13 protein-coding genes are annotated in these 15573 nt (G+C 48.8%); all 13 read right to left on the reverse strand.

What is annotated here, in order from left to right; all coding sequences use genetic code 11:
• The 13 genes from C2U54_RS17695 to hcp all read right to left on the reverse strand — a co-directional run bounded on the left by C2U54_RS17695 (position 1) and on the right by hcp (position 15569).
• Complete coding sequence (locus C2U54_RS17695) at positions 1-258, reverse strand: PAAR domain-containing protein (protein ID WP_103179839.1); 258 nt, start codon at positions 256-258, stop codon at positions 1-3.
• A 472-nt stretch (positions 259-730) separates the two neighbouring features.
• The gene (locus tag C2U54_RS17700) at positions 731-1711 is read right to left on the reverse strand and encodes a formylglycine-generating enzyme family protein (RefSeq protein WP_103179840.1); all 981 of its coding nucleotides are present in this window, start codon (positions 1709-1711) and stop codon (positions 731-733) included.
• 197 nt (positions 1712-1908) lie between these two features.
• Positions 1909-2889, reverse strand: coding sequence for a formylglycine-generating enzyme family protein (locus tag C2U54_RS17705; protein ID WP_103179841.1), 981 nt, complete (start codon positions 2887-2889; stop codon positions 1909-1911).
• 196 nt (positions 2890-3085) lie between these two features.
• Positions 3086-4054: a formylglycine-generating enzyme family protein gene (locus C2U54_RS17710; RefSeq protein WP_103179842.1), complete on the reverse strand. Its 969-nt coding sequence runs from the start codon at positions 4052-4054 to the stop codon at positions 3086-3088.
• Between the two features lie 12 nt (positions 4055-4066).
• Positions 4067-4201 carry a hypothetical protein gene (locus C2U54_RS27930; protein ID WP_255410819.1) on the reverse strand — a complete coding sequence of 45 codons (135 nt, stop codon included), beginning with the start codon at positions 4199-4201 and terminating at the stop codon, positions 4067-4069.
• Between the two features lie 30 nt (positions 4202-4231).
• The gene (locus tag C2U54_RS17715; protein WP_103179843.1) at positions 4232-5209 is read right to left on the reverse strand and encodes a formylglycine-generating enzyme family protein; all 978 of its coding nucleotides are present in this window, start codon (positions 5207-5209) and stop codon (positions 4232-4234) included.
• Between the two features lie 194 nt (positions 5210-5403).
• Positions 5404-6384 carry a formylglycine-generating enzyme family protein gene (locus C2U54_RS17720; protein ID WP_103179844.1) on the reverse strand — a complete coding sequence of 327 codons (981 nt, stop codon included), beginning with the start codon at positions 6382-6384 and terminating at the stop codon, positions 5404-5406.
• Between the two features lie 3 nt (positions 6385-6387).
• The gene (locus C2U54_RS17725) at positions 6388-8634 is read right to left on the reverse strand and encodes an ATPase (RefSeq protein WP_103179845.1); all 2247 of its coding nucleotides are present in this window, start codon (positions 8632-8634) and stop codon (positions 6388-6390) included.
• A gap of 14 nt (positions 8635-8648) precedes the next feature.
• Positions 8649-11171 (reverse strand): type VI secretion system Vgr family protein, encoded by a 2523-nt coding sequence (locus C2U54_RS17730; RefSeq protein WP_103179846.1) that lies wholly within the window; start codon positions 11169-11171, stop codon positions 8649-8651.
• A gap of 18 nt (positions 11172-11189) precedes the next feature.
• Positions 11190-11714, reverse strand: coding sequence for a putative T6SS immunity periplasmic lipoprotein (locus C2U54_RS17735; RefSeq protein ID WP_199184420.1), 525 nt, complete (start codon positions 11712-11714; stop codon positions 11190-11192).
• Complete coding sequence (locus C2U54_RS17740) at positions 11708-12268, reverse strand: type IV secretion protein Rhs (RefSeq protein ID WP_103179847.1); 561 nt, start codon at positions 12266-12268, stop codon at positions 11708-11710. Before C2U54_RS17740 ends, C2U54_RS17735 begins: the two co-directional genes overlap by 7 nt.
• Positions 12268-14907 carry a type VI secretion system ATPase TssH gene (gene tssH / locus C2U54_RS17745; protein WP_103179848.1) on the reverse strand — a complete coding sequence of 880 codons (2640 nt, stop codon included), beginning with the start codon at positions 14905-14907 and terminating at the stop codon, positions 12268-12270. The genes C2U54_RS17740 and tssH overlap by 1 nt, the downstream gene beginning before the upstream one ends.
• 170 nt (positions 14908-15077) lie before the next feature.
• Positions 15078-15569 (reverse strand): type VI secretion system effector Hcp, encoded by a 492-nt coding sequence (hcp, locus tag C2U54_RS17750; protein WP_103179849.1) that lies wholly within the window; start codon positions 15567-15569, stop codon positions 15078-15080.
• Positions 15570-15573 lie beyond the last annotated feature (4 nt).

The raw sequence follows: 15573 nt of genomic DNA on the forward strand, positions 1-15573 counted from the left end.
TTAGCGCTTTCCGGCATTGGGTAATGAAGAAATCAACGTACAACCACAGCCACAACGATGACCATGCAGAGCAACTGGCTTTCCATTAATCTTTGAGCCTTCATCACCCTCTATAATATAAGTCTCGCCATGTACGGGACAGAATACTTTATCCATTAGGCAGGCTACTTCCAGCCCCATAAATTTCACACCGGAACTACCTTCAAGTACGGTGCCACCATGGGTAGTTTTATCATAAATACGAATAACACCATGCATAATCCCTCCTTATGCCAGAAAATACATCGTCCCGAATAAGACTATCAATATAAGAATCGACCAAGCCAAATTGAAACAATACTTACCAACAAAGTTTTTTTCGATCCCCCAACCGGATTTATTAATCACCTCAAAAACAGGTTTTTTCTATCTGCGTTACTAAATTCATCAGAGTGTTGTTCTCCAATCGTACCATCCGTTTTTATTCCCCATGATTTTCCGAGACTAAACTCCTTGCGCCTTCCCCATTGCGCTTGTTTCTTGAAACCAACTCGGCCTGTACTTATCCCCGCTTTGATTGTCGGGTATTGACTCAGATCACAGCTCGCGCAACTGATTAATAAACCAGAAAAACCACTGTTTAATAAAACAATTTTTAATGATCTGTCCCTGACACCGGAACTCGCTCAAGAACGGTTCCGCCAGGGGAGTTTTTTCATTAATACGAATGCATAAAAATCTAACTGCAAAATTAATGCTCGACTGGTTCAGAAAGGTTGACCACACAACGTGCTGTTTGGTTAGGTAAAACTATACTGTCTTCAGGAACACGCGGTGAACGAAAGGTTCGTCCCACTGTTGAACCAACTATTCCATTGTAGGTATCTGAAGACCTCGCCACTTTCTGATATCCCTTTCCTTTGTATTTGAACTCAGGTTTTTCAGGTCCCTGAGGATCCTTGGTGGGTGAGTTTTTATAATAATCAGGATCATACCAGTCGCTGACCCATTCGAAGCCGTTTCCGGTCATATCGTAGATACCAAGGGGGTTGGGCGGAAAAGCATCACCCGGTACATTTGATAATTCTTCAAGATGCGTATTATTCTTTCTTGCGAATAATTTTCGATCGTAACTGGTACTTATGTTTATTCCACGATCTTTTCCTCCGCTGTGAAATTCAATGTCTGCTTTGCCCGTATTGGTGGGTAAAACTATAAATTGTCCGCGGCTTCGGGCGGCGTACTCCCACTGCGCTTCAGTTGGCATGGAGAAAGGCAGGCTCGTCATTTTCCCCAGCCAGGCGCAGTAATCTGCCGCCTCATACCAGTCAATTCTGGCGGGTGTTTCGGGCGTACTGTTATACTCTGTCCAAGCATCCTTCAATGCAGCGCGCACTTCTCTTACTGAGTGGTGATGATAATCCAGAAACAGATGATAATCCCGGTTACTGATTTTGAACTTGCTCATTGAGTAACTGGTCAGTTCCACCCTGTGCAGGGGTTTGCTGTCCGGATAAGGGTCAATCTGACCGCCATATAGCTTCTCGCCAAAGTCTCCCATTTCAAAATCACCGCCTTCGACAAAAACCAGGTTTGTTTTTATATTTTTAATAAAGTTATTTAGTTCTGCCTGGTTCACCTTTTTATCATTTTCCAGTGATTCAGGTTTATCACAAGCAGTTAACAACAACACAGATATTATTATGCTAAGTAATTTTTTCACAGATATCATTCCTCAGGCCAGTGCCTGATGATCAGAGAGTGGGCCAAATTCACCCATCCGGGGATATAACGGGTTAGTGCCCTGCGCCAGTTTATAATCGTAGGTATTATTCATTGCCAGAGCATAGCCCCACGCGACTTGATCACGAATGCGGGACTTAATGATGTCCAGCTCATCATCACGGTTCAGGCCTTTCTGTAAAAACCTTAGTCATTGACGATAATAGGAGTGTTAACAACACATCTTGCAGTCATATCCCCCAGAAAATAATCATTTTCTGTAATTCTTGGATGTCTGAAGGATCTGTCCACAACAGAACCAACAATTCCGTTATAGCGATCAGAGGAGCGAACAACTTTCTGGTAGCCATCGTTTTTATATTTATAGGTCGGATGAGTCGGCCCTTGAGGATCCTTTGATGGGGAATTTTTGTAATAATCTGGATCGTACCAGTCTTTAACCCATTCATAACCATTCGCAGACATATCATATACTCCTAGCGGGTTCGGAGGAAAATGATCACCTGGCAAACTTGAAGCGGAACCAAGAATATTTTTTACTTTCTTTGAGTACGATTCCCTGTCAAAGCTAGTAGCTATATTTATACCTTTATCCTTTCCTCCAATACGATGTTCAACTTCCGCCTTTCCTGTATTTGTCGCTACACTAAGAAATTTCCCACGGCTTCTTGCAGCATATTCCCATTGAGCTTCGGTAGGTAAGGAAAATGGTTTTTTGGTAATTTCACCTAACCAATTACAATAACTTTCCGCTTCATACCAATCTATATGTGCAGGCGTATTTGGTGTTGCATTTAAGTCATCATACCATTTTTGCAAGCTTTTTTTGACCTCCCTTCGCTTTAACCCCTTACTGGCTAAATAAAAATCATACTCTTTATTTGTGATTTTAAGCTTACTTATTGAAAATCCATTCAATTCAATTTTGTGCAAAGGCTTGCTATCAGAGTCAGGATCTATTTGCTGACCAAAAATCAGCCCGCCAAAGTCACCCATTTCAAAATCACCACCTTCGACAAAAACGAGGTTTGCTTTTATATCTTTAATAAAATCATTTAATTCTGCCTGGCTAACGCCTTTATCATCTTTCGATGATTCCGGTTTATCACAAGCAGTTAACAACAACACTGACGTTATTATGACAAGTAATTTATTCACAGATATCATTCCTCAGACCAGAGCCTGATTATCAGAGAGTGGGCCAAATTCCCCCATCCGGGGATATAACGGGTTAGTGCCCTGCGCCAGTTTATAATCATAGGTATTGTTCATTGCCAGAGCGTAGCCCCACGCAACCTGATCACGAATGCGGGACTTAATGATGTCCAGCTCATCATCACGGTTCAGGCCTTTCTGTAAAAAACTAGTTATTGACGGAAACGGGAGAGTTGACCACACAACGTGCTGTTTGACTGGGTGGAATACTGTCTTCCGGAACACGAGGAGAACGAAAGGTTCGTCCCACTGTAGAACCTGTTATTCCGTTATAGCTGTTTGAAGATCTCATGACTTTCTGATATCCCTTTCCGTCATATTCGAATTCAGGTTTTTCAGGTCCCTGAGGATCCTTTGTGGGTGAGTTTTTATAATAATCAGGATCATACCAGTCGCTGACCCATTCGAAGCCGTTTCCGGTCATATCGTAGATACCAAGGGGGTTGGGCGGAAAAGCATCACCCGGTACATTTGATAATTCTTCAAGATGCGTATTATTCTTTCTTGCGAATAATTTTCGATCGTAACTGGTACTTATGTTTATTCCACGATCTTTACCTCCGCTGTGAAATTCAATGTCTGCTTTGCCCGTATTGGTGGGTAAAACTATAAATTGTCCGCGGCTTCGGGCGGCGTACTCCCACTGCGCTTCGGTTGGCAGGGAGAAAGGCAGGCCTGTCATTTTCCCCAACCAGGCGCAGTAATCTGCCGCCTCATACCAGTCAATTCTGGCGGGTGTTTCGGGCGTACTGTTATATTCTGCCCATTTATCTTTTAATGCATCACGAACGTCTCTTACAGGCCGGTGATGGTAATCCAGAAACAGGTGATAATCCCGGTTGCTGATTTTGAATTTGCTCATTGAGTAGCTGGTCAGTTCCACCCTGTGCAGGGGTTTGCTGTCCGGATAAGGGTCAATCTGACCACCATATAGCTTCTCGCCAAAGTCTCCCATTTCAAAATCACCGCCTTCGACAAAAACCAGGTTTGTTTTTATATTTTTAATAAAGTTATTTAGTTCTGCCTGGCTCACCTTTTTATCATTTTTCGAGGATTCCGGTTTATCACAACCAGTTAACGACAACACAGATATTATTATGCTAAGTAATTTATTCACAGATATCACTCCTCAGGCCAGTGCCTGATTATCAGAGAGTGGGCTAAATTCCCCCATCCGGGGATATAACGGGTTAGTGCCCTGCGCCAGTTTATAATCGTAGGTATTGTTCATTGCCAGAGCGTAGCCCCACGTGGCATGAGCCATTATCATGATCCAGCGCCTCTTATTGAAATATTATTGATTAACGGGAACAGGCGAATTAATCACACATCGCGCGGTCATATTTCCGGGAAAGTCTCCATCTGTCACTTTAGGTGAACGAAAAGTACGCCCAACTGTTGAACCAACTATTCCATTATAGGTGTCTGAAGACCTCGCCACTTTCTGATATCCCTTTCCTTTGTATTTAAACTCAGGTTTTTCAGGCCCCTGTGGATCCTTTGTGGGTGAGTTTTTATAATAATCAGGATCATACCAGTCGCTGACCCATTCGAAGCCGTTTCCGGCCATGTCGTAGATACCAAGAGGGTTGGGTGGAAAAGCATCACCCGGTAAGCTGGAGTAAGACCTCAGATGGGTTCCACTTTTTAAGGCATATTGTTGCCTGTCAAATTCAGTACCAAGATTGATGCCCCTGTTTTTTCCGCCGCTGTGAAATTCAATGTCTGCTTTGCCCGTATTGGTGGGTAAAACCACAAATTGTCCGCGGCTTCGGGCGGCGTACTCCCACTGCGCTTCGGTTGGCAGGGAGAAAGGCAGGCCCGTCATTTTCCCCAGCCAGGCGCAGTAATCTGCCGCCTCATACCAGTCAATTTGAGCTGGTGTTTGAGGCGTCGAATTAAAATCAGACCACATTTTTTTATAAGCTTTGGTGACTGCTCTCTTCGTTAAATAATTATAAAGAATATAAAAATCAAAATCACTATTACTTATTTTGAACTTGCTCATTGAATAACTGGTCAGTTCCACCCTGTGCAGGGGTTTGCTGTCCGGATAAGGGTCAATCTGACCGCCATATAGCTTCTCGCCAAAGTCCCCCATTTCAAAATCACCACCGTCGACAAAAACCAGGTTTGTTTTTATATTTTTAATAAAATCATTTAGTTCTGCCTGGCTCACCTTTTTATCATTTTTCGGTGATTCCGGTTTATCACAAGCAGTTAACAACAACACAGATGTTATTATGACAAGTAATTTTTTCACAGATATCATTCCTCAGGCCAGTGCCTGATGATCAGAGAGCGGGCCAGATTCCCCCATCCGGGGATATAACGGGTTAGTGCCCTGCGCGAGTTTATAATCGTAGGTATTGTTCATTGCCAGTGTGTAGCCCACGCGGCCTGAGCACGAATGCGGGACTTAATGATGTCCGGTTCATCATCACGGTTCAGGCTTTTCTGTAAAAACTAGTTATTGACGGAAACGGGAGAGTTGACCACACAACGTGCAGTTTGGTTAGGTAAAACTATACTGTCTTCAGGAACATGCGGTGAACGAAAAGTACGCCCAACTGTTGAACCAACTATTCCATTATAGGTGTCTGAAGACCTCGCCACTTTCTGATATCCCTTTCCTTTGTATTTGAACTCAGGTTTTTCAGGTCCCTGAGGATCCTTTGTGGGTGAGTTTTTATAATAATCAGGATCATACCAGTCGCTGACCCACTCGAAGCCGTTTCCGGCCATGTCGTAGATACCAAGAGGGTTGGGCGGAAAAGCATCACCCGGTAAACTGGAGTAGAACCTTAGGTGGGTCCCACTTTTTAAGGCATATTGTTCCCTGTCAAATTCAGTACCAAGATTGATGCCCCTGTTTTTCCCGCCGCTGTGAAATTCAATGTCTGCTTTGCCCGTATTGGTCGGTAAAACCACAAATTGTCCGCGGCTTCGGGCGGCGTACTCCCACTGCGCTTCGGTTGGCAGGGAGAAAGGCAGGCCCGTCATTTTTCCCAGCCAGGCGCAGTAATCTGCCGCCTCATACCAGTCAATTCTGGCGGGTGTTCCGGGCGTACTGTTATATTCTGCCCATTTATCCTTTAATGCATCAGAAACGATTCTTATCGGCCGGTGATGGTAATCCAGAAACAGGTGATAATCCCGGTTGCTGATTTTGAACTTGCTCATTGAGTAACTGGTCAGTTCCACCCTGTGCAGGGGTTTGCTGTCCGGATAAGGATCAATCTGACCGCCATATAGCTTCTCGCCAAAGTCACCCATTTCAAAATCACCACCGTCGACAAAAACGAGGTTTGCTTTTATATCTTTAATAAAATCATTTAATTCTGCCTGGCTCACCTTCTTATCATTTTTCGGTGACTCAGGTTTATCACAGCCAGTTAACAACAACACAGACGTTATTATGACAAGTAATTTTTTCACAGATATCATTCCTCAGGCCAGTGCCTGATGATCAGAGAGCGGGCCAAATTCCCCCATCCGGGGATATAACGGGTTAGTACCCTGCGCCAGTTTATAATCGTAGGTATTGTTCATTGCCAGAGCGTAGCCCCACGCGACCTGAGCACGAATGCGGGACTTAATGATGTCCAGCTCATCATCACGGTTCAGGCCTTCCTGTAAAAAGGTCCGAAGCTCAGATTCCTGCCAGGCTACCAGTGCGTCCTCACTCATCGGATGCGACAACGCCAGATCCGTTCCATCCTTCGAACAGTGGGTCATCACTTTTGTCCATTCACGTCTGGTCTGGATACTGGACAGAATATTGATAATGGCTTTCTTGCGGTCATGATAAATATCAGGAATGAAGCCATCACCTCGATTGTTAATATCAATATGATCCCAGAAACCGTGGCGGGTAAGCAAATACAATAAGTTCCCCTTTGCTTCGGGAGTGAAATTCAATAACTTTTCAGGTCTGGTGTTTAATTCTTTTGCAAATTGGTTTCGCTTTGAAGATGCATTGAGTCCATCAGTCATACCTTTCTGAAATGTATCAAAGATATCACTAATAGTGCTGGCCGCCGTTTCAGCTGTATCAAGCATCTGAATAACCTTTTCTTTCATATCCGAGAGAAGCATGACACATAGTTGACTATATGTTTCAAACGCTGTATCAACAATCAATTCAAAGAAATGATAATCCAGCCCATATAGCTGATAGGCCAGCCAGGCACCGAAATCTGCCAGCTTTTCGTAACCCACCTCGCATAAAAAAGCCCCTTTGGCTCCAAGACCACAACACAGGCTGGCTGCGATTTTAAAGCAAAACTTACCGTTCAAGAATGTACAATAAAAGGTTGCCCCTCCCCCCAGGCCAGCCATACCGGTAATGCTGGAGCCTATGGTACAAAAATCAACGTATTCAGCGGCAGCTTTTGCCCCCTCTCCCATTTTTCCCTGGTATGCTGTCGCGGCAACAGGCTTTAACCACTGAACACCGCCCTTCAGACCAGCTTCTACTTTCGCCCCGCCAAATAGCTCGGCGCTGCTGGTTACACCTTCATCGCCTTCCTTCATCTTCTTGTGGAATGTCTTGCCGGAAATACGACGCTCATTAAAACGAGGAAGGGTATTCTCGGGATCGCGTTTTCCCATCAGAATCTGTTTCGCACCAATTGTGGTGACCTGTAACTGGCTTTCTATCTGGGCAGAGGCACCAACAAACCCAATCAGTTCAGTTTCTAAATACAGGCGAAGCATGCCCATATTCAGAATATCAGCGTTTTCAGGTGTGTACGCCAGTGGCCAGCCCACGCGGTCAGGAAGGTAATAGGTTGCACTGGCAGAGCCTTGTGCAATAGCAAGAACAGCGGAAGCTTCTCCTTTTATAGATAACTTTCCATCTTTAGCATCCCATTCTCCACTGGCACCAGCATTGGCAGTAAAGCGCATGAATTGTGCACCGGCAGAAACATCAACATGATTACCAATTTCTTTCCCGTCAACAATCAGGCTGTTATTCCAGCAATCCGCCCAGTCTGTCAGCGTTTTATCGATTTCTCCGATATCTTCTTTATCCAGGCTGAATAACTCAACACTGGTATCAGGTTTCGGAAATTCTGCTTTCGTGAGCTGTTCTTTTAGCTTTTGGGTATCAATACCTTTCCGGTTACCGTTTTTGTCATAAATAAAAATGCTTTCAGCAGCAGAGGCTTTGTCTTTTGCCTTGAGTGAAACGGTATGTTTCTTTCCGGCTCCCAACTGGTCGTAGTATCCCTTTTTTACGTACACATATTTACTACCGGGGCCGGAGCGCCGCCCGTGCTTCTTCTTTGTAATAACCGGTATCAGTTCGACAACGGTCTCATAGCCTGCCGGAGTGAAGTCTCCCAGTTTATCCCGCAACGCAGCTTTTTTCTCATCCAGAATTTTTTGCTGCGTTGTAGCACTGTCCTCAAGCTCAAATTCCGCAGCGTTTTCGGAAGGGGTACTGAATGCATTGCCATAATTTTCAATAGCTGAAGAGTAGGCCTTACCAGCCTCATGCACATCATTCACTGCTGTCAGTAACTCACCCCAATGGCGATCAAAATCATCACAGGCCTCTTCAGCAAGGATTATCAGTTCTTCAGTATCCGGTCTGAAATAAACAGTGGCAGAAGCGTGGTACACATCCACAGCATTACCATTTTTCTTGCTTAGTGTATTTTGTGCTACAGGTTCACTTTTTCCGTTCATTTTTGTCAGTCCCTTTACTCAAAAAACAAATTAATTGAGTCTGGATCGAGGCCATAATGAGATTGTGTTATGCCATTTTCATCCGTCACTCCCCGGATAAGTTTTCCGTCCGCAGTTTCGATACGGTAAGGCACATAAGGCTTAGGCTGTTTAGTGGATGTATCCAGAATCCTGAACCCCCCATTCATCGGATTATGAAATTCAGGATCGCTCACTGATACTGGAGAAAGTGCCTGTTCTAATGAAGCACTGCCTCCCCATAAAATATTTGAACTTTTTAGATCTATTTTCCCTGGTGCACCAATTTCCACCGAGCCATCTTTGATTTTGATATACGCCCCACCTTTACTGGTCAGCGTAATACCCTGAGCAGCATTCAGTACAATTTCGCCACTAACGCTGTTAATGTTCATTTTTTTATCCGACTGAAGGCGCATGGCGTCCGTTTGCGCCTGAATATCAACTATTCCCCTTGCTGCAAATATCTTCATTCCCATTTTCTGGGCAAACAGACTGATAGTTTCACCTGCCGCAACAGTAAACTTCTTAATTATACTTATATCCGCATTCCCACCCGCTGTCGCGGTCAGAGTATGGCCTGCGGAAAGCTGAATAGTTTTCGGTGTAACCAGACCAATACCCGCCGGAGCGGAAGCCAGTAGCCCCGCATCTTTTAACTGTGCAAGCATATTGCCAAGCTGCTGTTGAGAAGCTATATCGGCTTCCAGCGCACCTGATACACTCGCACTCTGCGCTAGCGCTGTCACCAGTTGCAACGCACCCTGTAATTGAGCGATCGCCGCGTTCATATCCAACATCTGTCCCTGTGCTTTCGGCTGAGCATCGGCACTGAGAAAGATCCCTTTCCCCCCTCTTATTGTGACCCAGTCATCGGTGCGCAGCTCAGCACCTTCTCCCCGTAATCCCCTCGAAGCATCCACATTATGTCCCAGGTTCAGCTGCGTCTTGCCGCCATATTCGGTGCTGAGCTTGATATGCTCCTCGCCGCGCTTGTCCTCCATCCGCAGCTTATTATTGGTCGGCGTGCGGATTACATTGCGCGTGCTGTTCTTCTCCGTTACGTGGTCAACATGCCGCGAGTCGTGCAGCGCATGGGCGATATACGGCCTGTCAGGGTCGCCCTCATGGAACGCGATCGCCACCTCCGTTCCCTGGATCAGTGGAAAGTGGAAGCCGTACACGTCGCCACCGTAAGGTTTGGCGAGACGCACCGGCATGCTCTCCTGCCCCTGCGCCTTACCGTCCCGGTCAGCATCGAATTTCACCCGGTACAGGCCGGAGGCATCCTGCCAGGCATAGATATCATTGGCTTTAGCGCTGGTGACGCGCGCCGTCATGGTGCCCGTCACCTTGGGGCGCGGCAGTAGCGGCGGACGCCAGCACACCGTTTCGCTGTATGGCACGCCAAAAATATCTACCTGAAGAGCGCTCTTGCGGCTGGCGGTAAAATGCGTGCTGATGAGCAGCACCGGTTCCTGTAATAGAGCTGGCAGGGTTGGAGGCAAATTGTCGGTAATGGTCAGAACCTGAGCGGGAGCCAGCCACGCCGCAGTGCTGTGGCCTGTAATTTGCGACTGGTCTGCCAGAAAACGTTCATGATCGAGGCGGGCATAAAAGTTGGCAGTCTCCGCCTGCGGGTCGATTTTGTCGCCACGCGCAAGATGACGTAGACGGTAGTGATAGGCATCGCCATAAGTCACCCCTTCGCCGTCTCCACGGGTCATATCCGCAGGCGCAGACTGCAATATGCTCTGTGCATCGCGGTGGTTGTAATCCCGGGCTGTGACACTGGCTTCCACCACATTATGGGTAATATTCAGTCCCCACACCGATTCAGCACCGTTGTCGCTCATCCCTGACGGGCTGTTGACTGGCAGGGTTTTGCCAAACATCAGCGACCGCTGCGCATCGGCAAAATGCATCACTTCGCTCTGTGCGTCTTCCTGCAAGGTGAAGAAATAAAAAATTCCCACCTCAGCCAGCAGACGCTGGATGAAAGCCAGATCGCTCTCCTGGTACTGGTTTATCTGCTCACGCTTCGGGTAGTTTTGTTTAAGATTAAATTCATATTCCCAGCCGTGCAGACCGTGCTCCTGCAGTATCAGCTCCACCACGTCCGGCACTGATTTATTGACAAAGAAACGGTGGGAGCGGAACTGCCTGTCCAGCAAGGATATAAAAGGTTTCAGGGTGATGCGGTACAGCGTCTGGTCGGCAGAGCCGGAGATACGTCTGAAATCCGTGATGACGCCATGGACCTTTTTTTGCTCAGGCAACACCTCCAGTAACCCGGCCCCAATCGTCAGGGTTGACGGTTTACGTAAAAACTCGCTGGCGTCAAGCTGCCTGTTAGTGCTGGTAAATATGATGTCATAGGCGTATATCCGGCTCATCCCTTCCATACCACTGAACTCTTCAACATCCAGCGGCCAGGTACAGGAGGGGATATCAAGGCGATAACGGTTCAGGGTTCCCGGCGTCGCAAGAGCGTTTTGCAGAGAGTCTTTTAAAGTCATTATTTTCATTCCATGAATTTAATTAAGAGGATCTGAGGTATAGGGGTATTCACAGGATCCAGCATGGTTGCCCTGAACAGGCGTAATATCAGTATTTTTCATTTCGCTATAGGGCCGTATTATCTCCATATCCGTAAGAGGAATATTGAAAATGCACCCACGGCTAATTTCCACTCCAGAGACCATTCTTCGTGGCGTGTCTTTATGGCGTTTTGATTGCAGTACATAGGAAATGATGAACTGCCCTTTTTCCGGAAAATGATAGAAAGAGGGAGGAAGGCATAACTGACCCTTTTCTACCCGGAGGGGTGGGAGAAAGATAATTTTCTTTTCACGTGGTAGCGTCCCGCGCGGATTAATAGCAATATTTACCGGTTGATAATCCTCTGCATCCGGTATATCAAAACAGATATCTCCTCCTCTTGTACTGACTGTTGTTTCTTCGTCGAATCGCCATCGGTCTCCAGGACAACCAGTAAGCACAGGGAGACAGAATAATAAAAAAAAGGCTGAAAAATAATGTTGCCGGATCATGCTTACCATGGAAACCCCCGCAACGTATTTTCATACTGCTTCTCAAGCACCGGCTCACTGATATTCCCATCAAGTGTAATGACATGATGATCCCGGAGCCCACACCATTTTGTGTATCCCTCCGAAAGCAGAATAAAATGGTCAGAGATAATCTGTGCCTGCTGTTCCATAGGATATTCACTTAAGAGTCGTCCATCCAAAACATAACGATAACTCACCGCCCAGCTCACCAGTCCCCGACCGATGACATTCATTCCCTTTTCCCGCTGCCAGACATGAACCATTTCATGAATAAACATATGTTTATAGAAAGGAACACTGAGCGAATAATCTTCCCGGTAATGCTCACGGAAATAAATTTCTCCATTTGGTGCCATAGCCGTATTTTTGTTCTGCAGCCCAAAGGGAAGATAGCTGTCATGATGGATCCAAACCTTATGATACAGGATCGTCGATCTGAATACCGACTTCGCCAGTTCAACTTCCCCTGTCGTCAGTAACCGCAGTGAGCCTTCTTTCTCTTCTTTTTGCTCAGCTTTCTTTTTTTTATCATGGATAGTCATCACTCACTTCCCTGCCGTAGCTCAATCACAATCCCCTCGTCTTCATCCCAGCCAAGGATCAGGTGCCGTGGCTTTTGCCCCGCCGCCATATGCGTTAGCAATTGCTGGCTCAGCACCGGCAGTATCTGCTGGTTCAGCAGGCTGTCGATATTGCGCGCCCCGGTATCCGGCAGCAGGCAGGCGGCGGTCAGCGCGTCATACAGGCTTTCGCCGATCTCCGTCGTCATTCCGTAGTGTCGTTGCAGACGTGTGCTCACCTGAGCCAGCTTCATACCGACGATGCTGCGCATGGCCTCCCGCGCCAGCGGACGGTAAATCACGGTCTGGAAGCGCGCCAGCAATGCGGGCTGAAAGTGGTCGCGTAAAATCGGGCGCAGCAGTTCGTGCAGGTCACCTTCGGTGGCTTCCGGCTGCTCTTCCAGCATCTGCATGATAGGGTCGCTGCCGAGGTTGGAAGTCATCAAAATCACCGTGTTACGGAAGTCGATTTCCCGCCCCTCGCCGTCGCGCATAAAACCGCGGTCAAAGACCTGATAGAACAGGTTCATCACGTCCCGGTGCGCCTTTTCCACTTCGTCCAGCAGCACCACGCTGTATGGACGCTTGCGTACCGCTTCGGTGAGGATGCCGCCCTGGCCGTAGCCGACGTAGCCCGGAGGCGATCCCTTGAGCTGGGAGACGGTGTGCGGCTCCTGGTACTCGGAAAGGTTGATGGTGATAAGGGATTTCTCGCCGCCAAACAGTTCATCGGCAAGCGCTAAAGCGGTTTCGGTTTTGCCGGTGCCGCTTGGGCCGGTCAGCAGGAAAACACCCTGCGGGCCGTTCTCCGGCGCAAGCCCGGTTTTTGAGGCGCGCAGGCGCTGCGCAATAGCGTTCAGCGCCACATCCTGGCCCACCACACGTTTGCTCAAACTGGCTTCCAGACTCAGCAGTTCCGTCTGCTCATCCTTCATTAATGAAGAGAGCGGCACGCCGGTCCAGTCGGCAATGACGGTGGCGACAGTACGCGTGTCCACGTCCAGCCCAAGCAACGGGTTACCCTGCTGAACTTCTCTCAGTTGCTGTTGCAGGTCTGCAATCTCCGCCTGACGGGAGATGTCCGCGCGGCAGGCGAGCAGTTCTTCTGTGAGTTTCAGCTCCTGGCCGTACTGCGTTTCCAGCGCGTCGAGCTGCAGGATAATGTTGATTTCGTCCTGTTCGATGGCGGCCAGGCGCTCTCCATGGGTGGCGCTACCCATCGCCATATCCTCCAGCAGCGCCTGCTTTTCCATCGCCAGGGCCGTGAGCTGTGCCTTCATCCGGGTTAGCGGCTCCGGCACGGTGTCAAGGCTCATGCGGATACGCGCCGAGGCGGTGTCCAGCAGGTCCACCGCCTTGTCCGGCAGCTGGCGGCCTGTCAGATAGCGCCTGGAGAGAGTGACGGCAGCCTTGACCGCCTCATCCGTAATGTGCACCCCGTGGTGCTGTGCATAGCGGGATTTTAGCCCCCGGAGCATCAGGCAGGCGGCGTCGTCGTCCGGCTCGTCAACCTTAACCATCTGGAAGCGGCGCTCCAGGGCAGCATCGCGTTCGAAGTACTGCTTGTACTCGCTCCAGGTGGCGGCGGCGATGGTGCGCAGTTCACCGCGGGCCAGGGCCGGTTTCAGCAGGTTGGCTGCATCCGCCCCGCCCGCCTGATTGCCTGCGCCGATAATGGTGTGGGCCTCGTCAATGAAAAGGAGAACCGGCAGTGGCGATTGCTGCACCGCGTCTATGATGTTTTTCAGCCGCTGTTCGAACTCACCCTTCACACCTGCATCCGCCTGTAGCAGGCCAAGGTCAAGGGTGCGCACCGAAACAGGTTTAAGCGCATCCGGCACATTGCCTTCCGCAATGCGCAGCGCCAGCCCCTCCACCAGCGCGGTCTTGCCGACACCCGGCTCGCCTACCAGAATCGGGTTGTTCTTGCGGCGTCTTGAGAGAATGTCCACCATCTGGCGGATTTCATTATCCCGGCCAAACACCGGGTCGATTTTACCCTCGCGAGCGCGGACGGTGACGTCGAGGGTGAACTTATCCAACGCGTTCTGCAGGGCCGGATTCAGTTCCCCTTCTTTTACACCGGCATCAACCGGCCGGCCGATAAATTCCACCTCACCGCCCTGCGTCATCTCAGCCTCCTGCTGCACCTCCGGTCGCTCGTCCGACTGCGCATCCAGCAATGGACGTAAACGCTCCAGCTGACTCTGGGCCAGCGTTAACAGCGGCCACAGACCATCGCAGCGGGCCAGATTCTGTTTTTCCACCAGCGCCATCAGCAGGTGAATGCTGCGAATGTGCTCCTCCCCTGCCAGCGAGGCGCGCAGCCAGGCATCTTGCATTAACAACTGCACCGCGTCCGAAAGCTGCGGACGGCTGCGCACTGAGCGCGGCAGTGAATCCATGAACACCAGCAAATCCTGCCAGATGGCGTCCATATCCCATTCATAGCGCCGCGCCAGTACCGTCAGATCGCCCTCGCCCTGCTCCAGCAGTTTCAGCAGCCAGTGCTCAGGCAAGATTTCCTCATGGGACCGGGTCTGGCACAGGGAGGCAGCGCCCTCCATCGCACGGGCACAGTAAGGATTAAGACGACGTAACAGGATGGCTGGATTTTCCATGAGATTCTCTCTTTATCAGTTCCGGACACGCTACCGCCCGTCGCTTTTCCTCATTTAAGGAACCCAAAGCGCATTCGGTCAGGCTGGCAGATTGTGTTTTTCTTTGCTGAATACCCGGAGGACCAGGTACTCAGCAAAAAAAGCAGACGGAGAACCGTCTGCTCAGGAAATCAGGCAGTAGCGCGTTCATTCCAGGAATCGGAATGAATGATGTTGCCGTCTTTATAGGTCCAGGTGATTTTTTCGTAGCGCAGCTCAATCTGTTCCAGATGGTTGTGTTTCTCTTTGGAGGGATCCTTGATGTCGTGCATCAGCGGGTTGACCTTCACCACCTTCACGTTCTCAAGTTTCGTGTTGAAGTACTCCACTTCCTGACCCGCATCGTTGATTTTGTACCACTTGAATTCCGCAGACTTCAGGGTCTGACCGGTGGTCACTGCCTTGTACAGGTACGGGCTGGAGGAGTCGATTTCCTTGGTGAACAGGAACGGGGTGTGGATACGCGTGCCGGTCAGCTTGCCGGTGTTATTGTCGGTCGGGATGTACAGATTGTGCTCCTGAGCGACCACCTCGATGCTGCCTTCACGGTCCTTCACGTCTACGGAACCTTTAATGTCCGCGCCGCCGTCATCCTTCAGCCACAGATAAACTGGAATTGCCATGTTA

It is taken from the genome of Leclercia sp. LSNIH1 (assembly GCF_002902985.1).
In the GTDB taxonomy this organism is placed as follows: Bacteria; Pseudomonadota; Gammaproteobacteria; order Enterobacterales; family Enterobacteriaceae; genus Enterobacter.